The organism is Thalassospira australica, assembly GCF_044790785.1.
GTDB classification, from domain to species: domain Bacteria; phylum Pseudomonadota; class Alphaproteobacteria; order Rhodospirillales; family Thalassospiraceae; genus Thalassospira; species Thalassospira australica_A.
In genome coordinates this window covers 4323826-4347214 of the sequence record NZ_CP085258.1, presented here as the reverse complement: position 1 = coordinate 4347214, position 23389 = coordinate 4323826, and the positions used below count along the sequence as shown (strand labels likewise).

The 23389-nt window shown below is 53.9% G+C and carries 21 protein-coding genes and 1 pseudogene; 6 read left to right on the top strand and 16 right to left on the bottom strand.

The annotated features are described in order from the left end of the window. Positions 1-331 precede the first annotated feature (331 nt). Both LG297_RS20170 and mutS read right to left on the bottom strand, forming a co-directional pair. The gene (locus tag LG297_RS20170; protein ID WP_404423497.1) at positions 332-3085 is read right to left on the bottom strand and encodes a [protein-PII] uridylyltransferase; all 2754 of its coding nucleotides are present in this window, start codon (positions 3083-3085) and stop codon (positions 332-334) included. A gap of 211 nt (positions 3086-3296) precedes the next feature. Next, positions 3297-6020 (bottom strand): DNA mismatch repair protein MutS, encoded by a 2724-nt coding sequence (mutS, locus tag LG297_RS20165; protein WP_404423495.1) that lies wholly within the window; start codon positions 6018-6020, stop codon positions 3297-3299. A 182-nt stretch (positions 6021-6202) separates the two neighbouring features. Between mutS and LG297_RS20160 the strand changes: the two genes are divergently transcribed. The 4 genes from LG297_RS20160 (at position 6203) to LG297_RS20145 (ending at position 10402) form a co-directional block, all read left to right on the top strand. Then, complete coding sequence (locus LG297_RS20160; protein ID WP_404423493.1) at positions 6203-6700, top strand: hypothetical protein; 498 nt, start codon at positions 6203-6205, stop codon at positions 6698-6700. Between the two features lie 295 nt (positions 6701-6995). Beyond that, on the top strand, positions 6996-9263 hold the full coding sequence (locus LG297_RS20155; protein ID WP_404423491.1) for an NADP-dependent malic enzyme: 2268 nt from the start codon (positions 6996-6998) through the stop codon (positions 9261-9263). A 113-nt stretch (positions 9264-9376) separates the two neighbouring features. Continuing rightward, positions 9377-9826, top strand: coding sequence for a hypothetical protein (locus tag LG297_RS20150; protein WP_404423489.1), 450 nt, complete (start codon positions 9377-9379; stop codon positions 9824-9826). Between the two features lie 114 nt (positions 9827-9940). Then, on the top strand, positions 9941-10402 hold the full coding sequence (locus tag LG297_RS20145) for a hypothetical protein (protein ID WP_404423487.1): 462 nt from the start codon (positions 9941-9943) through the stop codon (positions 10400-10402). A gap of 78 nt (positions 10403-10480) precedes the next feature. Here LG297_RS20145 and LG297_RS20140 read toward each other — a convergent pair whose 3' ends face one another. The 9 genes and pseudogenes from LG297_RS20140 to LG297_RS20100 all read right to left on the bottom strand — a co-directional run bounded on the left by LG297_RS20140 (position 10481) and on the right by LG297_RS20100 (position 18368). Next, positions 10481-11467, bottom strand: coding sequence for a glucosaminidase domain-containing protein (locus LG297_RS20140; protein WP_404423485.1), 987 nt, complete (start codon positions 11465-11467; stop codon positions 10481-10483). A 196-nt stretch (positions 11468-11663) separates the two neighbouring features. After that, the gene (locus tag LG297_RS20135) at positions 11664-12233 is read right to left on the bottom strand and encodes a NifU family protein (protein ID WP_404423483.1); all 570 of its coding nucleotides are present in this window, start codon (positions 12231-12233) and stop codon (positions 11664-11666) included. Positions 12234-12397: 164 nt separating this feature from the next. Then, a complete protein-coding gene (locus LG297_RS20130; RefSeq protein WP_404423481.1) occupies positions 12398-13372 on the bottom strand; it encodes a DUF2333 family protein in 975 nt (324 codons plus the stop codon). 69 nt (positions 13373-13441) lie between these two features. Continuing rightward, positions 13442-13984: a L,D-transpeptidase gene (locus tag LG297_RS20125; protein ID WP_404423479.1), complete on the bottom strand. Its 543-nt coding sequence runs from the start codon at positions 13982-13984 to the stop codon at positions 13442-13444. A 28-nt stretch (positions 13985-14012) separates the two neighbouring features. Then, positions 14013-14545, bottom strand: a pseudogene (locus tag LG297_RS20120) (macro domain-containing protein). Between the two features lie 140 nt (positions 14546-14685). Continuing rightward, positions 14686-15210 (bottom strand): inorganic diphosphatase, encoded by a 525-nt coding sequence (ppa, locus tag LG297_RS20115; protein ID WP_404423477.1) that lies wholly within the window; start codon positions 15208-15210, stop codon positions 14686-14688. Between the two features lie 154 nt (positions 15211-15364). Continuing rightward, the gene (locus tag LG297_RS20110) at positions 15365-16204 is read right to left on the bottom strand and encodes a glycosyltransferase family 2 protein (RefSeq protein ID WP_404423475.1); all 840 of its coding nucleotides are present in this window, start codon (positions 16202-16204) and stop codon (positions 15365-15367) included. 150 nt (positions 16205-16354) lie between these two features. Further along, complete coding sequence (galE, locus tag LG297_RS20105) at positions 16355-17347, bottom strand: UDP-glucose 4-epimerase GalE (protein WP_404423473.1); 993 nt, start codon at positions 17345-17347, stop codon at positions 16355-16357. Positions 17348-17426: 79 nt separating this feature from the next. Continuing rightward, positions 17427-18368 carry a LysR family transcriptional regulator gene (locus LG297_RS20100; protein ID WP_404423471.1) on the bottom strand — a complete coding sequence of 314 codons (942 nt, stop codon included), beginning with the start codon at positions 18366-18368 and terminating at the stop codon, positions 17427-17429. A 245-nt stretch (positions 18369-18613) separates the two neighbouring features. Between LG297_RS20100 and LG297_RS20095 the strand changes: the two genes are divergently transcribed. Then, positions 18614-19558 carry a DMT family transporter gene (locus tag LG297_RS20095; RefSeq protein WP_404423469.1) on the top strand — a complete coding sequence of 315 codons (945 nt, stop codon included), beginning with the start codon at positions 18614-18616 and terminating at the stop codon, positions 19556-19558. A gap of 41 nt (positions 19559-19599) precedes the next feature. On the opposite strand, the gene LG297_RS20090 is transcribed toward LG297_RS20095, so the two are convergent. The 3 genes from LG297_RS20090 to LG297_RS20080 are packed head-to-tail and all read right to left on the bottom strand — an operon-like array spanning position 19600 to position 21243. After that, entirely contained in the window at positions 19600-19965 is a 366-nt protein-coding gene (locus tag LG297_RS20090; protein ID WP_404423467.1) for an antibiotic biosynthesis monooxygenase family protein, read from the bottom strand. Then, entirely contained in the window at positions 19962-20291 is a 330-nt protein-coding gene (locus LG297_RS20085; protein ID WP_114120745.1) for an NIPSNAP family protein, read from the bottom strand. The genes LG297_RS20090 and LG297_RS20085 overlap by 4 nt, the downstream gene beginning before the upstream one ends. Before the next feature lie 28 nt (positions 20292-20319). Further along, positions 20320-21243, bottom strand: a complete 924-nt coding sequence (locus LG297_RS20080) for a DMT family transporter (protein ID WP_404423464.1) — start codon at positions 21241-21243, stop codon at positions 20320-20322. Positions 21244-21318: 75 nt separating this feature from the next. On the opposite strand from LG297_RS20080, the gene LG297_RS20075 reads away from it, so the two are divergent. Beyond that, a complete protein-coding gene (locus LG297_RS20075) occupies positions 21319-22014 on the top strand; it encodes an ArsR/SmtB family transcription factor (protein ID WP_404423462.1) in 696 nt (231 codons plus the stop codon). 32 nt (positions 22015-22046) lie between these two features. Here LG297_RS20075 and LG297_RS20070 read toward each other — a convergent pair whose 3' ends face one another. Together LG297_RS20070 and LG297_RS20065 are read right to left on the bottom strand one after the other, a co-directional pair. After that, a complete protein-coding gene (locus tag LG297_RS20070; protein ID WP_404423460.1) occupies positions 22047-22514 on the bottom strand; it encodes an SRPBCC family protein in 468 nt (155 codons plus the stop codon). A gap of 36 nt (positions 22515-22550) precedes the next feature. Continuing rightward, positions 22551-23294, bottom strand: coding sequence for an NAD-dependent deacylase (locus LG297_RS20065; RefSeq protein WP_404423458.1), 744 nt, complete (start codon positions 23292-23294; stop codon positions 22551-22553). Positions 23295-23389 lie beyond the last annotated feature (95 nt).

Here is a 23389-nt window from a genome sequence, read left to right as displayed (position 1 = left end):
TATGTCACAGTACTCATAGATTAGCACTCGCTGAGGATTCGTTGGGACGCGAGCCTCGCCATTATGACCGGACGAGGGGATAAAGGCGGTCCACCTCAACCTGCTGCAATCCGAGGAATATGATGTTAAGGGACAACAGGTCATAACATCAGGTTTCCGGACCGACCAGCCCTCGTCCGTTCACACTTCCGATGCCAGAATTCAGAATTTGATCGTGGCGCTTGCGCCACTGAACACTGATCCCCGCCGGGGCGATTTGGCTTTTGCCGATCGCAGGGGCGGGGATTTTGTGTTTCCAGGGTCCGGACCTCTTAATTCAATGTGTTCTGAATCAACTATTTTCCAGCGTCCGGGTCAGGGTTTCCTTGACCTGCAGGAACTTGGTGCGGCTGTCGATCTTGAGGCCAAACACATCCTTGACATAGAAAACGTCAACCGCACGTTCGCCAAAGGTCGAAATACGCGCCGAGGCGATTTGCAGCGATAGGTCGCGCAAGGTGCGGGTGACGTCGTAAAGCAGGCCTTGCCGGTCGCGCGCGGTGATTTCGATCACCGTGTGGGTGCGGCTGGCCTTGTTGTCGATGATGACGTTCGGTTCAACCTTGAAGACTGCAGTGCGGTGTTTGTTATCCTTGATCTGGCGGCGTTCGATTTCCTGACTCGGACGTATGCGGCCAGAAATCACCTTTTCGAGCGTATCACGCAGTTTTTCCAGTTTGGCCTTGTCGGTGAATGCTTCACCGTTGGTGTCCTGAATGAAAAAGGTATCAAGCGCCATGCCATCGGCAAGAGTCAGGATTTTCGCATCGACCACATTGGCACCACATAAGGCCATTGCACCTGCAATTTGTGAAAACAGGCCGGGATGGTCGGTGGTGTGAACGGTGATTTCAGTGGCGTCTATATCGGTTTCGATGCGCATATCGACCGTGATGTCCGCCCCGCTTGCCTTGGCATCGCGGGTCAGATGGGCATGACGTACATGAGTTTCGGTATCGAAGCTGAGCCAATAGGACGGATAACCGCGATCAATGAAGTCCTCGACATCCTGTTCTGGCCAGTTGGAGCCGGATGTGGCAAGGGCGTCGCGCAATTTCTGCTGGGCACGGGCGACACGCGAATCACGACTGTCGGCATTCAGGCCGCCCGAAAGCAGATCATCGGTGGCATAGAACAGTTCGCGCAGAAGGGTCGCTTTCCAGCCGTTCCAGACATTCGGGCCAACAGCGCGAATATCGGCGACCGTCAGACACAGCAGCAAACGCAGTCTTTCCTGTGACTGGACCAGATCGGCAAAGGCGCGAATCGTCGTCGGGTCATTCAGGTCACGTTTGAATGCGGTTAGGCTCATCCACAGATGGGCCTTAACCAGCCAAGCGACAGTTTCGGTATCGGCCGGTGACAGGCCAAGACGCGGGCAAAGCTTTTCGGCGACTTCGGCACCGAGTTCGGAATGATCACCGCCCCGGCCTTTGGCTATATCATGGAGTAATACCGCGACATAAAGCACGCGGCGCGAAATCACCTTTTCCATGATGCGGGTGGCAACCGGGGCTTCTTCGGCCAGCTCGCCACGTTCGATCTGGTTCAGGATACCGATCGCGCGGATGGTATGCTCATCCACGGTATAGGTGTGGTACATGTCATATTGCATCTGGGCAACGACACGGCCGAAATCGGGGATGAAACGGCCCAACAATCCGGCTTCGTTCATTTTGCGAAGGGGGATATCCGGGGTGTCGCGATGGGTGAGGATTTCAAGGAAAACCTCGTTTGCGGCGGGGTCCTTTTGCAGCTTGTGATCAACCAGTTTCAGACTTTGCGTTACCCAGCGCAGCGTTTCGGGGTGAATGCCGACCCCGTTCTGATGGGCGACAAGGAACAGACGCAAAATCTGGATCGGGTCATTTTGCAGAACGTCGAGGCTGTCGACTGTCAGGCGATCATTGCGCAACTGGAAACCGTCGATTTCCTTGCTGCCGAAAAAGCGTGCCGGGAAGCGGATCAGCGGTTTGCGTTGATGGCGTTCTTCGAGCGCAGCACAGAAGATGCGAGTCAGGTTGCCGACATGTTTCACCATCAGATAATAGTGTTTCATAAAACGTTCGACGCCCGATGCCCCGGCATGATCGGTATAGCCGAGTTTTTCGGCAATATCGCGCTGCATATCAAATGTCAGGCGGTCTTCTTCGCGTCCGGTCAGGTAATGCAGCCAGCAGCGCACCGACCACAGGAAATTTTGCGCCTTGAGAAACCCTTGTGCTTCCTTGCGGGTCAGGACCTTGAGGTCGACCAGTTCAAGCGGATTGTTGACGCGGTAAAGATATTTTCCGATCCAGAACAGGGTGTGAAGATCACGAAGGCCACCCTTGCCGTCCTTGACATTGGGTTCAACGACATAGCGTGAATCACCCATACGGATATGGCGTTCATCACGTTCGTTCAGTTTGCCTTCGATAAACTCAAGACCCGTGCCCTTGACCAGTTCTTCCATGAAACGGGTGCGGAAGGTTTTATAGACTTCCTCGTCCGCCCAGACGAAGCGGCTTTCAAGAAGGTTGGTACGAATGGTGATGTCCTGTTTGCCCATGCGCAGGCAATCGTCGATTGAACGGGTGGCATGTCCGACCTTAAGCCCCAGATCCCACAGCATATAAAGAATGTATTCGACAACCTGTTCACCATGCGCGGTCTGTTTGTAGGGAAACAGGAACAGGATATCGACATCCGATTGCGGGGCCATATCCCCACGACCGTAACCACCAACCGCGACAACGGCCATGCGTTGTTCATTGGTTGGATTATGCAGCGGATAGACGAATTTCAGAGCAAAATCATGGATCAGACGGACAATCTGATCAATCAGGAAACTGTTGGAAAAGACCGCGTCCTGCCCGGAATTGGTTTCTTCGAATCGGGCACGGATGACCTTGCGGCCATCTTCCAGAACGGCTTTGAGACGTTTGAGGATTTCCGCGCGCTGTTTAAAGGATGTCAGATCTGCATTGGCAGCGATGGCTTCAAGCTCGGCAAAGATTTTGCGGCGGTCGATGATTTCGCGCTGTTTCTTGATTCTATACGTCACTTGAAGCGGTTTCCTCGGTCGGGTCTGGCATGAACGGACTGTTTACCCTTTTGGGTTCGTCCCAATGCATATGGCATGCCGTGTTTCCGGTGCCAGTCTTTGGCAGATCGCCGGAGTTTAACATCAAAAAGCAAACAGGCATCTGCCTGATATAAGGGCAAAGTGCCTGTTTTTAATGCGTTGGCCGATATTTTTCGCGACAGATGCGAAATCAATCGCGCATGGCACGCAGACGATACAGTGCATCAAGGGCCTCGCGCGGGGTCATGTTATCGGGATCGATTTCACCGACCGCATCCAGAAGGGCCTTTTGTTCCGGCGACAATGCCGGGGTTTTGCTCTTTTCTTCCTGTTTGACCTGCTCGATGGCGGCGGCAAACAGCGGCAGGTCATCAGCCAGTTTGGAAACCGCACCGCCCTGTTCGCCCTTTTCAAGGGTCTTAAGCACCTGTTCGGCCCTTTTGATCACTGGTTTTGGCAGGCCCGCTAATTGAGCGACGTGAATGCCATAAGATCGGTCGGCACTGCCCGCGCCGACTTCGTGCAGGAAGATGACTTCGCCCTGCCATTCCTTGATTAGCATGGTGTGGCAGGACAGATGGGCGAGCTTGGCGGCAAGGGCTGTGAGTTCATGATAGTGGGTTGCGAAAAGGCCACGACATTTATTGACTTCATGCAGGTTTTCAACAACCGCCCAGGCAATTGAAAGGCCATCAAATGTTGCCGTGCCGCGCCCGATTTCATCAAGGATCACCAGTGAACGATCCGATGCCTGATTAAGGATTGCGGCGGTTTCGACCATTTCGACCATGAAGGTCGACCGGCCACGCGCCAGATCATCCGCCGCGCCGACACGCGAAAACAGCCGGTCAATCACACCGATATGCGCCGTTTCCGCGGGGACAAAGGCACCGATCTGCGCCAGAACCGCAATCAGGGCATTCTGGCGCAGGAAGGTCGATTTACCGGCCATGTTCGGACCAGTAATCAGCCAAAGGCTTTGTTCGCCTTCAAGGCGGCAGTCATTGGCGACAAATGGACTGTCGCCATTTTCGCGCAGGGCGGCTTCCACCACCGGATGGCGACCGCCACGGATATCAAAGGCAAGGCTGTCATCAATGGTCGGGCGGATACATCCCTGATCACGCGCCAGTTCGGCCAAGGCGGCCGACACATCAAGCCCGGCCAGCGCCTGTGCGCAGCGGGCAATGGCATCGGCATGTTCAAGGACACTTGCGACCAGTGTGTCAAACAGTTCGAGTTCAAGCGCAAGCGCCTGATCTCCGGCCTTGGAAACCTTGCTTTCGAGTTCGGACAGTTCGACCGTGGTAAAACGGACCGCATTAGCCATGGTCTGGCGATGAATAAATTCATCGATTTCCATCATCCGGTCGGCCTGCTTGGCTGGTACTTCGATGAAGTAGCCAAGGACGTTGTTGTGCTTGACCTTAAGGCTGGTGATGGCCGTTTGTTCGGTATAGCGGGCTTGAAGATTGGCGATCAGCTTTTTGCTTTCGCTTGAAAGCATACGCAGTTCATCAAGCGGTGGGTGATAGCCACCCGCGATAAAGCCGCCGTCACGTGCCAGCAGCGGCAGGTTTTCGCTAAGCGACCTGCGCAGCAAATCAACCAGATCGCCGTGATGGCCCATATCGGTCAGATGATCGACAAGGGCGGCGGGTTGCGCGGTCAGGCCGTCATTACCGCCATCGGGTTTGTGCAAAAGGTTGCCAATCGCAAAGGCGCAAGCCAGACCATCACGCATCGCTGCCAGATCACGCGGGCCGCCACGGCCAACCGAAAGGCGTGACAATGCACGTTCGATATCCGGGCATTCGCCAAGGGCTGCACGCAAATCGGACCGCAGGGCATCGCGATCATGGAAATAGGAGACCAGATCAAGGCGTTTATTGATCGTGCTGGCATCGGTCAGAGGTGCGGACAGGCGGGCAGCCAGCAAGCGTGCACCGGCGCCAGTGCGGGTACGGTCGATGACCGATAAAAGCGATCCCTTGCGTTCACCTGATTGGGTCTGGGTCAATTCCAGTGACCGGCGGGTGGCGGCATCGATTTCCATTGCGGCACCCGCAGCCATGCGTTGCGGCGGGGCAAGGCGCGGCATCTGGCCCTTCTGGGTCAGGTCGACATAATCAATCAGGGCACCGGCAGCGGAAAGTTCGGCAACTTCAAAGCCGCCGAATGCATCAAGTGCGGCGACTTCATAAAGTTTCTTCAGGCGCAACTGGGCATTTTCGGCATCAAAGCGTGATGCGGGCTGCGGGGTAATGATGTTTTTGTATTCCGCATAGATATCGAACATTTCCGAACGGTTCAGAAGTTTGTCCGATATCAGAAGCTCACCCGCGTCAAGACGTGCCAACGCAGCCGGTAGCCCCCCCATATCACAGGGTTGAACGTAAAAATCGCCGGTCGACATATCAAGCCACGCCAGACCGACTTTACCGCGGACCTCGGATACGGCGGCCAAATAGTTATGGCGCCGCGCATCCAGAAGACTGTCTTCGGTAAGGGTACCAGGCGTGATCAGACGAACGACACTGCGTTTGACAACGGATTTGGCACCGCGTTTTTTGGCTTCGGCAGGGTCTTCCATCTGTTCGCAAACGGCCACACGGAAACCTTTGCGGATCAGACGCTGCAAATAGGTTTCGTGACTGTGGACCGGAACACCGGCCATGGGAATTTCGTTACCTTGGTGCTTGCCGCGTTTTGTCAGTGCGATATCGAGCGCTTCGGCCGCCTTCACGGCATCGTCGAAGAACAACTCGTAAAAGTCGCCCATCCGGTAAAACAGAAGGCAGTCCTGATACTGTTCCTTGATTTCAAGGAACTGCATCATCATCGGGGTCGCACCTTCGGTATCGAACGAAAGTGTGGCGGTCTGGGTATCGGAAGGATCGGCAATATTGTTCATGACGAGTGTGATAGCAAACCCTGAAGGCATTGACGAGGGAATGAAACGGCTTGGCAATTGTTTTTGACCTATGCCATTGCAATGCCTGAATTTCTACAAAATATGTTAGGATAGATAGCGGCAATGAAGTGCGATCATCGCCGATTTGCAGTGCTTTGACCAGTGACCAAGGAGATACGAAGATGGCAGCAGACCAAGCGACCCGTCAGGCACCGGAACTGGTTGGATTATTCGATACAAAAGACGGCTTTGATGCTGCGGTCCGGGAGCTGCGCGACAGCGGGTTTTCGCGAACGGATCTGTCGGTTTTAAGTTCCCATGAATCGATTGATGTTGCCGGATCGGATGGTCGGTCCTGGTCCGATGTGCTGACCGCACTGGTCGGTGAAGCTAAATACGAGGTGCCATTGGTGGCATCGGGGGCGATTGCACTGTTTGGCGGGGCGGCAACCGCGCCGGTTGCGATTGCGGTTGGTGCCGGGGTTGGCGCCGTGGCGCTTCGCGAATTTATCGAGGAAGTGACATCCACCCCGCATACCGAAGATTTCGCCCGTGCGGTCAATGCCGGGTCGGTGATCCTCTGGGTGCGGATTGATCCCGACAAGGACGATGCAGAAGCCAAGGCGACCGCGATCCTGAAAAAGCACGGGGCGGAAAATATTCATCTACATCAGGGATAATCCATTGATTATGCGTGTGTATTCGCGTTTTTCGGTATGACTGATATGGTTTGGTAAAACGTTAAAGGCGATCAGAAATGATCGCCTTTCTTATATCCCGTTGGCATATGATGCACTGCAACATACGGAAAACGCTACGTAATTTTGCGGTTGCCGTTAACGTCGCCTTTGACCCGGGGCGCGAAGCCTGATTTATTGGGCGGTCCGGCATGACGGCTCCACACCTGATTGCCGGGTTAAAGTTTACAGGTTCTCACCGCTTTCCAACCCACCATGCAAGCGTCAGTGAAAATATATGTCAGATTCAGAAATCAAGGTTCGTGACCGTGAAGCGCTGCTGTTTCATTCAAGTGGCCGCCCCGGAAAAATCGAAATCACCCCGTCGAAGCCGCTGACCACACAGCGAGATCTTTCACTTGCCTATTCACCTGGTGTGGCGGTGCCGTGCCTCGAAATCGCCAAGAATCCGGCGACGGCCTATGACTATACGTCCAAGGGCAATATCGTCGCCGTGATCTCGAACGGTACGGCCGTTCTGGGGCTTGGCAATCTGGGTGCGCTGGCATCCAAGCCGGTGATGGAAGGCAAGGCGGTCCTGTTCAAGCGTTTTGCCGATGTTGACGGGCTGGACCTTGAAGTGTCAACCGAGGATGTTGACGAGTTCGTTAATTGCGTGCGCTTCCTTGGTGCATCCTTTGGCGGGATCAACCTTGAAGACATTAAGGCCCCGGAATGCTTCATCATCGAGCAACGCCTGCGCGAACTGATGGATATTCCGGTCTTCCATGACGACCAGCACGGTACGGCGATTATTGCCGCATCCGGCCTGATCAATGCCTGCGACCTGACGGGGCGTGAGCTTAAAGACATCAAGCTCGTGATCAACGGGGCTGGTGCGGCGGCCATTGCGTGTTGCGAGCTGGTCAAAAGCATGGGTGTGACGCCCGATAACGTCATTATGTGCGATTCGCGCGGGGTGATTTATAAAGGCCGTGAAGACGGCATGAACCAGTGGAAGTCGGCCCACGCCGCCGAAACAGATGCCCGTACGCTGGAAGAAGCGATGGACGGGGCGGATGCGTTCTTTGGCTTGTCTGTCAAGGGCGCGGTTACCGCGGCCATGGTCAAAAGCATGGCCAAACAGCCGATCATCTTTGCGATGGCAAACCCGGACCCGGAAATCAGCCCGGAAGACGTTGCCGCGATCCGCGATGATGCGATTTGTGCGACCGGTCGTTCGGACTATGCCAACCAGATAAATAACGTGCTTGGCTTCCCTTATATCTTCCGCGGGGCGCTTGACGTTCAGGCATCTACGATCAACGAGGAAATGAAGATTGCCGCAGCCCATGCGGTGGCGTCACTGGCGCGTGAAGATGTGCCTGACGAGGTTGCTGCAGCTTATTCCGGTCGTCGTCTGCAATATGGTCCCGAATATATCATTCCGGCACCGTTCGACCCGCGCCTGATCATTGCGGTGCCCAAAGCCGTGGCACAGGCCGCAATGGATAGCGGTGTGGCGCGTCGTCCGATCATTGATATGGCGGAATATGAAAATCAGCTGCGCGGTCGCCTTGATCCGACGGCAGCCCATCTACAACTGATTTCCGATTATGTGCGGGCCCATCCGAAACGCATCGCCTTTGCCGAGGGCGAAGAGGAAACCGTTATTCGTGCGGCTGTGGCCTATCGTAATTCCGGTTATGGTACCCCGATCCTGATCGGGCGCGAGGACCGGATCGCGGAATCGGCCAAGTCGCTCGGTATCGAAAGCCTTGAGGGTGTCGAAATCAGCAATGCCGCCCTTTCGCACAAGAACAAGGAATATGCCGAGTTCCTGTATGGCCGCCTGCAGCGCAAGGGCTTCCTGTGGCGTGATTGCCAGCGCATGGTCAACCAGAAGCGTAACGTCTTTGCCGCCGTCATGGTGGCAAAGGGTGACGCCGATGGCCTGATTACCGGCCTGACGCGAAACTTTCATCGCAGCTTTACCGATATCAGTTCGGTGATCGATGCCAAACCGGGCGAAATTCCGATGGGTCTTTCGATCGCAATTGCCAAAGGCCGGACGGTGTTTATTGCCGATACGCGCGTTCACAACATGCCCGATGCCGAGCAGCTTGCCGAGATCGCGATCCAGGCGGCGGAGAAAGCCCGCCAGCTTGGTCACGAGCCGCGTGTGGCAATGGTATCGCATTCGACGTTTGGCAACCCGTGGAGTACCGATACCGACCGTATCCGCGAAGCGGTTGGCATCCTTGAGCGCAGCAATGTCGATTTCGAATTCGATGGCGATATCGCTGTCGATGTTGCGCTCGATACCGAATTGCTAAAACTCTATCCGTTCTGCCGCCTTTCCGGCCCGGCCAATGTTCTGGTGATGCCGGCGCTTCATGCGGCGACCACGGCTTCCAAGCTTCTCGACAAGCTGGGCGGAGGTACGGTTGTAGGTCCGGTGATGATCGGTCTGGAAAAACCGGCACAGATTACCCAGATGGGCAGCACGGTTAACGACCTTGTTAATCTGGCGGCACTGGCCGCACATGAAGCCGAACACGGTTAAAACGGCCAGGACGATTTTGTGGAAATGGCGGAATTGCAGATGCAAATTCCGCCATCTTACGTTAAGACGCCGTTATATAATGAAAAACAACCGATAATGGCGGGAACGTGGTTTTGGAATTTTCACGCAAATGGTGCGTTGGGCTATGTGCAGTTCTTCTGATGCTGACAGCTTGCGACAGCGATCCGGGGCCGGACGACGCAACGGTTGCGGCTAGTTTGCACGAACTGCATGACGAAACCCTGATGGGGCTGGTATCGCATCTGGAAAATATCGTGATTTCGGGTGCGGATCGGACGGGTGACAATCGTGCGCGGGTGTCGGTACAATACGAACTGGTGTTTGATATGGGTTTTGCCGACGCTATCCGCATTCTGGCTGATCCGGGATCGGTTTCGGATGCTGAACGGACACGTTTTCGCGATCATCTTGGTATTTTGGGTACCGTCGAACTGACCGGTTTAACCGGCCTTTATGGTGAATTTGAAAAAGGCCAACGCTTTGACGTAGCTCACGATGTCGATTTCGTTAGAATAAAAGGCAAATGGGTGGGGCAGCCCTGAAGACAGGGTACCTGAACCGGCGGTTTGTCGGCCCGATTTCTGCCACATCGGACTGCCACTGGTTGGTGCCATAAACAGTATTCAGGCACTTATTCAGGTATAAGGAACTTATCGATGCATCGCATCAGTCGTTTTTTTGCATTTATTCTGTTTATCCCGGCGATAACGTCTTTGGCCGCGTGTGAAGACAGTACGGTCGAGGGTCCCAACGCGGACGAGATTACCACAGCCGTCATCGAACGTTTTCGTGATGATCCCTATGCCAAGGTCGGTCATGTTGAAAATGTGACCAAGACCAATGCCATCATGGATGGGGATGAAGAAACGACGGTGATGGTGCGTTACGATCTGGTATTTGATCGTTCGGTCGCCGATTTTGCTGACGATGTGACAGAAAAGGGCAAATCCGCCGGTGACCTGGATACGGTTGGCGATACGGTCAGCGAAGCAATTGACCTTGTGAAGACCAAGATGCTGGCCTTGAAGGAAGGCGAATTTAAAGCCGGTGACCGGCGGATTGTCGAAAGCGAAATCCGGCTGGTTAAATCGGAGAAGGGCTGGATTTACAGGCCTTAAATCCGCAATATCCTTCGGCAAACATAAAAAGGGACCGGCTCATGCGCGGTCCCTTCTTTCATATTATAGTCTGTGCAATCAGTCTGACAGCAAAGCCAGAACATTTGGCGGTGGCGGGATGTCACCGGATGCAAATCCGATTCCGTCAAATGCCTCCAGACCGTTTACGCGCATGATGGCATGCAGCGAGTCAACATATTCTGCACCGCGCTCAGAATATTTGGTTAGCGTATCCGCGAGATCCCAACCAAGCACTACTTCACCACCTTCGCGCAGCTTGGCGCGCTCGGCCCGCAATTCGGCATAGGCCGGGTGCGAGTTGATGTTGCGTGCATAGGCACGAACACTATCGATCAGGCTGTTGAACGATTTGATCACGTGGGTTTTGCCTTCGGCGCGGTCCTCGGGAACGATGCCTTCTTCATCCCAAGCCCACTGACCGAACAGGGCATTGCCCTTTCGCACGAACCGGGAGGTACCCCAGCCGCTTTCTTCCGCTGACTGTGCAAGCATCAGCGATGGCGGAATGATATCAATGCGTTCCAGCAGTGCGGTTACACCGCCGTCGGTTACGCGATAGCGCTTGAGCATCTGGTCGACCCATTCTTTTTCAGCCGAGCTGATCGGGTCACCGGAATATTTCTTGCTCTGGATGGCCATCAGGCGTTCGCGACGTGCCATGATTTCCTCGTTCACACGCAGAGAAAGAGGCAACATGATACGCAGGAAAATCTGTTTGCGTTCGTCAACCGATGCCAGATCCCGCAGGCCTTTCGGGACGCGTTTGATATAGACGCGTGGAATTTCCTGTACACCCGACAGGCTGTAACCGATGCTTTGATAATACTGGTTAAGCGCGATCACTTCCGGATCGCGGCGGTAGAGCGGCTTGACGTTCTTTTTTTCCGGCGCAATAGTTGTTGCTGCCACTTCGTCAAAGCTCATACCTTTGGGTTTCGGGGAAATATCCCATCCGCCAATAATACCAACATACAGTAAACCTACTGCTCCAAACACTGAAGCAAGCGCAATTTTACGGTAACTGCCTTCTTTTGCGCTATTCATATTGTTTCTCCGCGATCAGTAAAACTGTCGGTTCCAAAAGAGCCGTTATCTATGCCCGTCTGCGGGGTTGATCGCAACCTGCAATATCACAAAGGTTAAGTTTCCCTTAACCACGTTTGCGTTGGGCGCGCAATGACAACGCCCGGCATCGCGTTTTGTGCGCGCCGGGCGGTAAAAAATTTTGCGAATCGGGAAATCAGTCAGCCATGACCGGTTCGACAGCCTGAACTTCAGGCACGTAGTAACGCAGCATGTTTTCGATGCCCATTTTAAGGGTTGCGGTGCTGCTTGGGCAGCCGGAGCATGCGCCGTGCATTTCCAGAAAAACAACGCCGTCTTCGAATTTGTGGAAGACAATATCGCCGCCATCCTGAGCCACAGCCGGACGCACACGGGTATCAAGCAGTTCCTTGATCTGGCTGACCAGTTCGTCGTCGCCATCTGATGCGGTGCTGGCACCGGTGGCTGCACCGGAATTCTGGTCCAGAACCGGCTGGCCGGAGGTGTAATGCTCCATGATGCCACCAAGGATTTGCGGCTTCAGGGTTTGCCAGTCGCGGGCGTCATCCTTGGTAATGGTGATGAAATCACCGCCCAAGAACACCCCGGTGATGCCTTCAACCTCAAACAGCTTGCGTGCCAGCGGCGATTTTACATCCGCATCGGTTACGGTGAAGTTGGCCGTGCCCTGACGGCCCATGACATCTTCGCCCGGCAGAAATTTCAGCGTTGCCGGATTCGGGGTTGGTTCTGTCTGAATGAACATTTCGGCTTGTCCTCTCACTCTGGGTGCCGGGGCAGAAGGCTGCCCGCGCGGCGTTCCCTATTTCATCTGGTTAGGCCCTAAATGGGGCAAAAACAGGAAAAGATCAAGTCTGAGTGCGCAACTCAGGTATTCGTCGCACACTTGCCGGGTTCGGCAAAGATGCCCTAGCGCTGCAGGATCGAGCTGATTTCGCGCATCTGGGTGCGGGCACGCAGCAGGTAAAAACCAAGTCCTGCCAGATGATTGGGGAAAACAATCCCATCAGCAGAACCGTTCACAACCACCAGCGGATCAAGGGCGGCGGCGGCCTGAAGCGAGCCAACCATTTCTGCCCATGCCGGTGCGACTTGACGTTCATTGATCACTTGTTCGAAATCGGTGCCCAGGTCACGCAGGATCAGGCTGTAAGCATAAAGACGGCCTTTGGTGGCATAGAATATGTCATCTGCCGTGCGATCAAACAGCGACGGATCTTCGACCTTATCGTCAATCAAGGCCGAAGCGGACCCAAGGTCATTGGCAAAACGGTTCAGCGTTTCCTGAAGATTGTCGGCACGACGTTCAAATACGGCCTGACCATCGGCAAGACGCTGATTATACCGGTTAAGGGCGGCGATGGCTTGGCGATATTGCTGTTCGGAGCTTACGCCGGGCAACAGCGATATACTGGGATCGAAAACCCATTTATCGCCCCGGAATTTCAGAAGGCCGGCAGCATCGTCGAGATCCGGGTCAACCTGGCTTGTGCCGCGAGTACGGCCGATCTGATCGGACAATTCGATGGCAAAACGCGACAGGGCATAGACAATACCGGTCTGGAAGTTTGGCATATTGTCGAGCGCGGCACTTGGCAGAAAGAAGGGATCGTTCGCGGTCCAGCGGTTCTGATTGACTTCGCGATCAATCAGGGCGGCGGCGGTGCTGACCGAATGACTGCCACCCTGATAATTGCCGGTGAAATCGGGATTGTCGTCGATTTTGTGCACGACAACCATGCCGGCCGGATAATAAATGACAGCAACGAATACAATGACGGCAAGGCTGACAAGCCAGAATTTACTCGACCCTAAAGCACGCCTGGTGCGAGATCCGAATCCGGAAATGCCGTTTTTTTTATAGAGATAATCGTCTTCTATCATGATCCGTCCCGGTCAATGGCGTACCGCATGAAACTAGGGTGTCATTGCCGCAACGGCAAGTCCATGATTTTACGGATCGATCCGTATATAGCTTTCGGTCGTGCACATGGACAAAACGGTTTCAAGATCGTGTTCGGCAAGGGCAACGCATCCCTCGGTTCCGCTATAATCCGGTCGGGCAATATGCATGAAAATCGCCGATCCCTTGCCGGGCACAGGCGGGTCGTCATTATGATTGAGCACGATGATGATGTTGTAGAGCCCGTCTTCGCGGAACAGTTTCTCATGGCTGGCTTCAAACGGGAGCCTTACGGGGCGGTTATAATCGGGATGGGCGGGATCGTCACACCAACCATCGGAAAAGGAAATCGTGGTGACTGGCAGATCTGTATGAGGGCTTGTTCGGCGATCAGCACGATACATGACATAACGCAACCGCCAGATTCCCGTCGGTGTTTTTCCGTCGCCTTCGGTCTTGGCATTAGCAGAAACCACGCCGTTTTTGCCAAGTGCACAGCGAAATTCCCGATCTTCAAAACGGAGCATGCCGTTCGCCGAGACAACCATCTCGACAGGTTTGGACGGGGTGCTGATTTGCAGATTACTGTGCATTGATTTCGTTCTCTGGGGTTTCAGATTTCTAACATGCTGTTGCTAAAGCCTTTTTCAGGAAGCCACGCGAAGAGGTTGAAAAACAACAAAGGTAAATTTGTGGCAATGCGGAATCGGTCGCAATGAGTGCACGCAAAGTTGATACAGCAATTTCTGTGGCCCGATCTTCAGGATAGCCGAAAATGCCGGTGGAAATGGCCGGAAAGGCGATGGATTTCAGGCTATGTTTTGAGCAAGGGCGACCGAATTACGATAGCAGGATGCCAGCAATTCCGGCTCACCGTGATCGCCGCCATTCCAGACCCGATGGATCACATGGCGTATGCGGAACGGAGCGAGGCTGCCCTCGTCCGTCGGGCAGGGTGCCAGAGATTTGCAGGTACGCATCAGTCCGGGTCCGGCTGCGGCATGAATGGCACCACATACTCCGCCATTGGGTAAAAGTGCCTCTTTGGTGGCATTGGCGATGGCGTTAACATCCAGTGTGGTGATGTCGGCCTCAATAATCGTGATCGGATCGAGTAGCGCAGAATATGTGTGATTGTTGGCGGCTACAGACACGGATTGGCCTCATTGTCGATCTGGTTCCCCAACCAACTAGAATTATGTGCATTTTTTGCCGATTTGTCAAAAAACAAGGCCCTGCCGCCGGATCAAACCGGGCGACAGGGCGCGAATAAAGTCAGGTTATGTCGAATGGCTTATTTGCCGAGACGGGTCACACCATCTTCGATTAGTTTGGCAGCCTTTTCAGCGCCTTCCCAACCGGTGACTTTTACCCATTTGCCTTTTTCGAGGTCTTTGTAACGCTCGAAGAAATGCTGGATCTGGTCGCGCAGGATTTGCGGCAGATCTTCGTGGGATTTGATATCGGTATAGTACGGATCGATCTTGTCGTGGGGCACGCAGATGAGTTTTTCATCCTGACCGGCTTCGTCTTCCATCATCAGAACACCGATCGGGCGCGCTCGGATGACGGAACCGGCGACGACAGGCTCGCGGAACATGACCATGGCATCGACCGGATCACCGTCAAGGCCAAGTGTATTCGGGATGAAGCCGTAATTGACCGGGTAATACATCGAAGTATGCAGGAAACGGTCAACGAATACAGCACCGGAGTCCTTGTCGACTTCGTACTTGATCGGTCCGCCCTGCGGGATTTCGATGACGACATTAACGTCCCAAGGAACATCTTTGCCAACGGCAATCTTGCTGAGATCCATGTGGGAAAATCCCTTTCGTTCTTTGATAAGGTGCCCCGTTTCCAGGGTTGCGACAACGCATAAACACTCGACATGGCCGAAGGTGCGATAAATTATGCGGCTCTTTTATCGCGAAATCTGCGCCGTTCCAATAGCCGGTATCGGGTCGTTCGTTTTATGCAGAGGCCGCAAGCGGGATGAGCGCACTTTTTCTTGGCTGGAACCGGTGAATATCCGCTTCAAGTTCAGCAAAATATGTACTGTTATTGGACTTGTTCGCATGGCGTTGCCCGATCGACCGTCTGTGATAAAGGTGAAGTACGGGGGAGCTGTATTCGACAGATTTCCGTTTAATACCGGATCGGATCATGCGCAGTACAAAATCGGAATCTTCCAACCCATGTCCTTCATAGGCTTCATCAAAACCGCCGATTGCCAGAATATCATGGCGAAAGGCGGCTATGTTGCAGCCTTGTGCTTTCTTCCAGCAGCTCTGATGAGACCAAAGACTCTTGTCTTTTTGTGGGACAGGCACGAACTGGAACGGGCGATTGCATTGCGCTGCAAGGCCCAGCATGAACAAGAGGGTGCGAGGCCACTTATGAAATGCAAGGCGCTTTTTCATAACCAATTGGGTGAATCGACGCTTGAGAAAAACGCGTTTACCTGTGACAAAACACCCCGGTTCGGCTGCTTTGCGGTGGCTTGACACGAAATCAGGCATGAGGCAGCAATCGCCATCGGTGAAGACGATAATATCGCCCTCTGCGAGGTTGATGGCGCCGTTGCGGACTCGAGAAAGGCGATAGCCAATGTCTTCCTGCCAGAAATGTTTGATTGGTACCGGAGATTTTAGCTGCATACGGGCAATGGTTGTCGCTGTTTCAGGACCAGACCCATCATCCGCCACGATCACCTCAAAATTGCTGTCTTTCTGGTCGATCAGCGACTGCAAAACCATTTCAAGCGCTTCGGGCCAGTTATAGGTCGAAACGATCACAGAAACCTTAAGCACGTAATTCCCCCAATTACATTAATGCATAGAACCAGTGTCCCCGGTGGTTCTTGATGCAGGAGCCAATTTTTGCTCTGTCTGGTCAATTATAAAAAAGTTGTAATGCAGAAAATCGTATATCACATGAACACGTTACCAATTTGTGTTCATTCACACCTTTTCGGAGTTGTCACAATAATAAGTCCATGCATGAGAAATCATTTCGCGGGGGCCTATATACCTTGGCACCCAGTTCAACAATGATTTCGCCTTTGCCGGGTTGGCAACCAGTTTTGCCGGATCACCGGGACGGCGTGTCGTGTTAGATATTGGAAATTCGCTACCGGTAACTTCTTGGCAAAACAACAATATGTCACGTACGGAACAACCTTTGCCGGTACCTATATTCACGATATCAAAAAAGGAATTCGTCTGACTGATCAGATGATCAAGAGCCCTGATATGTGCTGCTGCCAGATCATCAACATGGATGTAGTCACGAATGCAGGTTCCGTCGGGTGTGTCATAATCACTGCCGAATATTTTCAGACCGTCTCGTTGTCCGGCAGCGGCCGAGAGAGCAAGCGGGATAAGATGTGTTTCAGGATCATGTCTTTCTCCGGCACGGCCTGCTGGGTCCGCGCCGGCCGCATTGAAATAACGAAGTGCAATGGCGCGGAAACCATATATTGCGCAAAAGTCTGCGAGCACGGTTTCGATCATCGCCTTTGAGCGACCATATGGATTTTCAGGCCGGACCGGCAGGGTCTCGTCAAGCATGTCCTGACTGGCATTGCCATATACGGCTGCGGTTGACGAAAAAACGATCTGCCGACATTCATGATGTCGCATTGCTTCAAGCAGATTAAGAGAGCCGACGGTATTTACGTCGTAAAAGCTGGCCGGTTCCTGCATCGACAGGCCGGCCTCGATCAGGGCGGCCATATGAATAACTGCAGTAGGCCGGAATCTTTTGAAAGTATCATCGAGAGCGGTCCGGTCGCGAATATCAGCCAGAACGAAGGGAATATCGTCGGCGAGCGCGTCACGATGACCGTTTGACAGGTTGTCAAAAACGATGGGTTGGTAACCGCTTTCTTGCAATTTCAGGCAAATATGGGAGCCGATATACCCGGCTCCGCCCGTTACCAGTATTTTTTCCATAGAATCCGATGTTCTGTTCAATATCCCGGCGCATTGTTGTTTAGGTAGCACCGGGACACAAATAAGGGAACGCTATAGATTATCTCTTAAGCATTTTGCGTTTTAGCGACGCAGTTTCCGGGTTGATCAATGTGCGAATCCAGTCGGCGGCGGCGGTTACGGCCGGGTCCTTTTCGCGGGCTGGACGGATCAGCAGGCGATACCACCAGTGCGATACGAAATCCGGGAAATTAAGCAGGACCAATTCACCACGATCCACAAAGTTGCGGGCGATCACATCGGTGCTGGCAACAATGCCCTGCCCGGCACGAGCGGCTTCGAGTGCCCAGATATGGTGGCTGAAGGTCCAGCAATCATCGAGCGAGAAAGTTGCCTGATCAAACCAGTTGGCAATCTGGGAAAATTGTTCGCTATCGCTGTCGATTAGCAGGATATCGCGTGGCCCCAATGATCCGACATCGATATTGCAGGGGTCGAGCCCGCGCTTTTCTAGCCATTCAGGCGCAGCAAAGGCATTGTAAATTTCGGGTGTCAGAAGTTCTGTGACCCAGCCATCGAGACCCGGTAAATCTTTTGGGGCGATCTGAAGCGCGATATCGATTTCAAGCGGATCGAGATCATCATCAAATTCGATTTTGCGAAACTGGACAGGGATGTCGGAGGGCATGCGGGCCTGCAGACCGCCAAGCTCGTTCAGCAAAACCGTCAGGGCAGGGGTTGCCAGCGCACCGATCCGGATTGCCTTGCCCTTGTCCGGGCCGACCTCACCGGTGATGTCGGCGATACCGTCGAGTGCTTCGGTCAGGCGGGGTAGCAGCTGTATTGCCGATTTTGTTAGGCTTAAACCGCGTCCCTTGCGGACAAACAGCACGACGCCGAGGCATTCTTCGAGCTGGCGGAGCTGATGACTTATCGCGCTTTGTGTGACATGCAGTTCTTCGGCTGCGGCCTTGACACTTTGATGGCGGGCGGTGGCTTCAAAGGCGACAAGCGCACGTAATGGGGGCAGTTTGCGGCGCATCGAACATTTCCGTGGGACAGGGTTTTGTAGTTCGTTCCTGTGTAGCAGGCCTGACAGTGGTTTGGAGCAAAAAATTCTCATCAATCGCTGAAAAGTCCTCATTCGTATTTTTCAATTTTTGCGGGCACACTGATGAATGAAAAGGGTTTCCGGCTATGCAATAGATAGTCTCCTTGCGCCACCCCGCAGCAGTCTCCCCGTTGTCGGAAACCCCCCTTTTACTTCAGTGATCAGGATCAAAGGTGATGACCGGGACGCTTTTGCGCCTCAGCGGTAACTTTCGCGGCGTTTTATGGATGACAGCTGCGATGGCATCGGGCGTTTTTGTCGATGTCTGTGCCAAGCTGGTATCCCATGATGTGCCAACCGCACAAATCCTTGCCATGCGTGCAGTAACCACAGTGGCTATATTCCTGATCATCCTGATGTTTATAGGCACCCGGTCGATCCGGACCAAACGGCCTTATGCCCATCTGGCGCGTGGGGTGTTGTGGTATGGATCGCTGTTTTTTGTGTTTTTTGCCCTGCGACAGATGAGCATTGCCGAGGTTAACGCCTATCTGTTCATCGAAGCATTACTGACCGTGATGCTGGCGGTTGTGATTCTGGGTGAAAAGCTGACAGCGCGCAAAGTGATTGCCACCCTGCTTGGCCTTGTCGGTGTCTGGGTGATGTGTGTGCCGAAGATGGACGGGTTTGGCGTGCCGCTGGGTGTTGCCGCCGCTCTGATCGGGGCATTCTGTTTTTCCGCCCAGACGCTTTTTGCCAAAGTGATGACTCGGACAGAGACGAATTTTTCGATGCTGTTCTGGCCACAGATCGTTGCCATTGTCATCTGGGTGCCGGTCGCGGTCATCATGTGGCAACCAGCCGCCCTTGCCGATTGGCTTTATTCCGCCGGGGCAGGTTTTTTTGCCATGCTGACCAATTATATGGTCCTGCGCGCTGTCCGTGTAGCCGATGCCAGTGTCATTTCACCGGCGGCTTATACGGCCTTGCCATTTTCGGTGGCGATGGATCTGATCTTCTTTGACATGCTTCCCGTGCCGGTCATTTTTATCGGGGCAGGGATTGTTGTGCTGGCGGTTGCGTTGCTTGACTATAAAGGTGGCGCAAAAGCGGTACCTGTTGCCCCCACGGGGTGTAACAATGACGATGATGACAGCAAGGTCGCCACGGCAAAGGTTTAGTGCACACTCGGTTATGTCCAATGCGGGTATGCGCAATTTCCTCAGTTGATTCCTGAAGATGTATCGTCATGCAATTTGCGAGAATCGTCTGGTGTTTGCGCACGTTCATGCATTCCGTAATCGCGCATGACATGAGCGACGCGCAGTCTATAATCATCGAAAATCCGGTTGCGACCTTTGTCTTGGGCAATGCGGTGCTCGCCGACATTGCGCCAGGCCATGACGGCCTCTTCGTCGCGCCAGAAGGATAGGGACAGAACCTTTCCCGGTTCGGTCAGGCTTTCAAACCGTTCAATCGAAATGAACCCGTCGATGGTTTCAAGGATCGGACGGAGGTCTCCGGCGATCAAGAAATATTCGTCGCGGTGCTGTTGGTGGGGCAGAACTTCGAAAATAACGGCAATCATGGCTTGATCAGCTCCGCATGCGGGGTGGAAGCGATTTTGAAGAACTGGCGCTCTTCGCGCAGGATGAACTTTTCGCGTTGGGCGAACTGATAGTTTTCGCGACCCAGTGGGTCTTGCGACAGGCGTGTACGATAAGCTTCATAAGATGCCAGATCGGGCAAATGATAGACAGCATAAGCGGTCGAGATCGATCCTTCATGCGGGGTGAAATAGCCGACCAGATCGGCTCCGCAACGCGGGATTGCCTCGCCCCAGTTGCGAGAATATTCGACAAAGGCATCCTTTTTGTAAGGATCGATTTCGTAGCGGATGAAACAGGTGATCATTTTCAATTTCCCTGGATGGTTGATTGTTTCACGATTTCGAAGAGGGTGATGTGGATCCTTGCCAGAAGGTGGGCGGCAGATTGATGATGGCGACGCCGACGAGCGTGCAGAGGATACCGCCAGTAACCGGCGGGCTTATGCTTTCACCAAGCAAAAGAACGCCCAGCAAGACGCCGATCCCGGCACGCAGATAGCTTTGGCTGGCAACCCCCATTGATCCGAGCGTGCGTAACAGCCGGAAATAGATCAGCAAGGCAATTGCTGTGCAAAAGACCGACAGGGCCAGTGTTGCCAGAATGGCGGGTGTTGACGGTGTCATGGTCCAAGGCTGATCCAGTACCAGACTTGCCGGGATCAGAAAGATGCTGGCCCAGATCATGGTTGCTGCGGCGGTCACCGTCGCTGGCAGGGTGTTAAAGCGTTTGCCATAGATCGCAGCCCCGGCATAAAGGATCGCCCCGGTAATAATAGCGAGTTGCCCGCCGAGATGTTGCCCAAGCCCGGTAAGTGCACCGGGGCCGACAATCAGCACCACGCCCGCAATGCCAAGACACGCACCGGCAAGACGAAACCGGTCAATCCGTTCATGCCGTGTCAGAAGGGCCGTGATCAGGAATACAAAGACCGGTGACGTCGAATTCAGCACACTGGCAAGGCCGCTTTCGACATGTTGCTGTCCCCAGGCAAGGACGGTCCATGCACCGAGGCTGTTGAAAACCGACTGTATCAGCAACATGCAGATAATCTTGCCATCACGTGGAAAACGTTCGCCACGCCAGAACATGACGGCAAAAAGAAACAGTGATGCGATGCCTACCCTGATTGCGATCAGGGTAATTGGTGGGATATCGGTCAGCGCGATTTTGATAAACAGATACGACGACCCCCAAAGCAGGGCGAGCACAGCCAGCAAACCGATTTCAAGGGGTAGCGATATTTTGGACGGTGTCATTCGGATCTCCGGGCAGGGACAATTCCGAACAGATAACCGATTGCTGGTGGTCGATGCTTCGATTAACATCGAACTATGAAAGAAGGACCCGATATTGCCCGTGTGGCTGCATTGCTTGGCGATCCGGCGCGCGCGAACATGTTGACCGCCCTGATGAGTGGCCGCGCCCTGACCGCGGCCGAACTTGCACAAGAAGCTGGTGTGACGCCGCAAACGGCAAGCTCGCATCTGTCAAAGCTTGAAGCCGGCCAGATCGTTACCCCGCGCAAGCAGGGGCGGCATCGTTACTTTACGCTTTCAGGCCCTGATATTGTCGAGGTACTGGAAGTCCTGATGGGGATTGCCAGCCGGGTTGGCCATAACCGGGTGCGAACCGGCCCTAAGGACCCGGAATTGCGCAAGGCGCGAGTCTGTTACGATCATCTGGCTGGCGAAATGGGAGTCGCCCTTTTTGCGGCACTTGAAAACCGTGCGCTGATTGCAAGCGATCATAACGGTGTGATACTGACCGATGCAGGGGTGGATTTTGCTACCGGATTTGGTATTGATCTTATGGCGTTGCGTAACACGCGCCGACCGCTATGCCGGGAATGTCTGGATTGGAGCGCACGGCAATCACATCTGGCCGGGGCGTTCGGGGCGGCATTATTGAACCGGTTTTATGAACTGGGTTGGGCGCAACGCAGCCGGGACTCGCGTGTGGTCCGTTTCAGCCCGGAAGGCGAAAAGCAGTTCCACACGCTTTGTGACGGTCGGGTCCCCGGGGCATGAGGAATCAGGTGAGATGATCCCGGAACCTTGCTTCAAAGGCTTTGGGCGAGTTTTTCAAGCTGGTCGGCACAAATGCCCCAGCCTTCATGAAAGCCCATTTCCTTGTGCGCCTTTCGGTCTTCTTCTGACCAATGACGGGCGATTGCGGTGTAACGGGTTTTATCGCCTTCATCGGTAAAGGTGATGATCGCGGTCATGAATGGCTTTGCCGACGGGACCCACGCACTTGTATAGGCGTCGGTCAGGACGATCTTTTCATTTTCAACGATTTCAAGATAGATACCCGGATTGGGGAATTCATCGCCTTCGGGGTTTTTCATGACAATCAGGGTTGATCCACCGGGGCGAACGTCCAATTCAGCCCGGGCAATGGTCCAAGGGTTGGGGACAAACCATTGTTTGAGCAATTCGGCATCCGTCCAGCAGCGGAAAAGTTTTTCGCGCGGAGCATCAAGCAGGCGGGTCAGGCTCAGTTCATGTGTTTTCGGTTTAAAATTCATGGCGGCGCTCCTCTTATGATTGAGGAAGGTAATTTATCAGCCGATCAGTGATGAGACAAATGATGGAACGATTTCACTCGCAGCACCATAGTGGCTGTATTCAAACGATGTCGCACCGTTGCTTGGCTCCAGATTGAGCTCTACGGTTTCGGCACCCGCTTCCTCGCGGGCCATCTGCACAAAACCGGCTGCAGGATAAACATTGCCTGATGTCCCGATCGAGATGAACAGGCCACAATTAGCCAAGGCCGTATAAATGCGTTCCATTTCCAGCGGCATTTCCCCGAACCAGACAACATGCGGGCGCAGCCCGCCCGGCTTAGTGCATGACGGACAGGGGATGCCCTGATCAAGCGGCTCGGACCAGTTGGTCAAAAGATCACAATGATTGCAGCGGATTTTCAGTAACTCGCCATGCATATGGATCAGGTTTTTTGAACCTGCCCGATCATGCAGATCGTCAATATTCTGGGTTACCAGAAGCACATCGCCCGGCCATTCTGCTTCGAGCCGGGCAAGAGCCAAATGAGCCGTATTGGGTTGAACGGCCGGATCAAGCAAGCTGGCGCGCCGGTCATTATAGAAATGATGCACCAGATCGGGATTATTGATGAACGCCTCGGGTGTTGCGACTTCGGAAATGTCATACCGTGCCCAGATGCCATCGGGATCGCGAAAGGTATGCAGGCCGCTTTCCTTTGATATCCCGGCCCCGGTCAGAATGACAATCGGGGCAGCATCAGCGCGCAGGATATCAATAATGTCGGAGCGAAGCGGCATAGTGTTTCCATTTGCAATGTTGCAATTGGTTCAGCCTAGCGCCAGACCGCACAAAATAAAACGGCCCCGTCACATCTGTGGCAGGGCCATTTGTA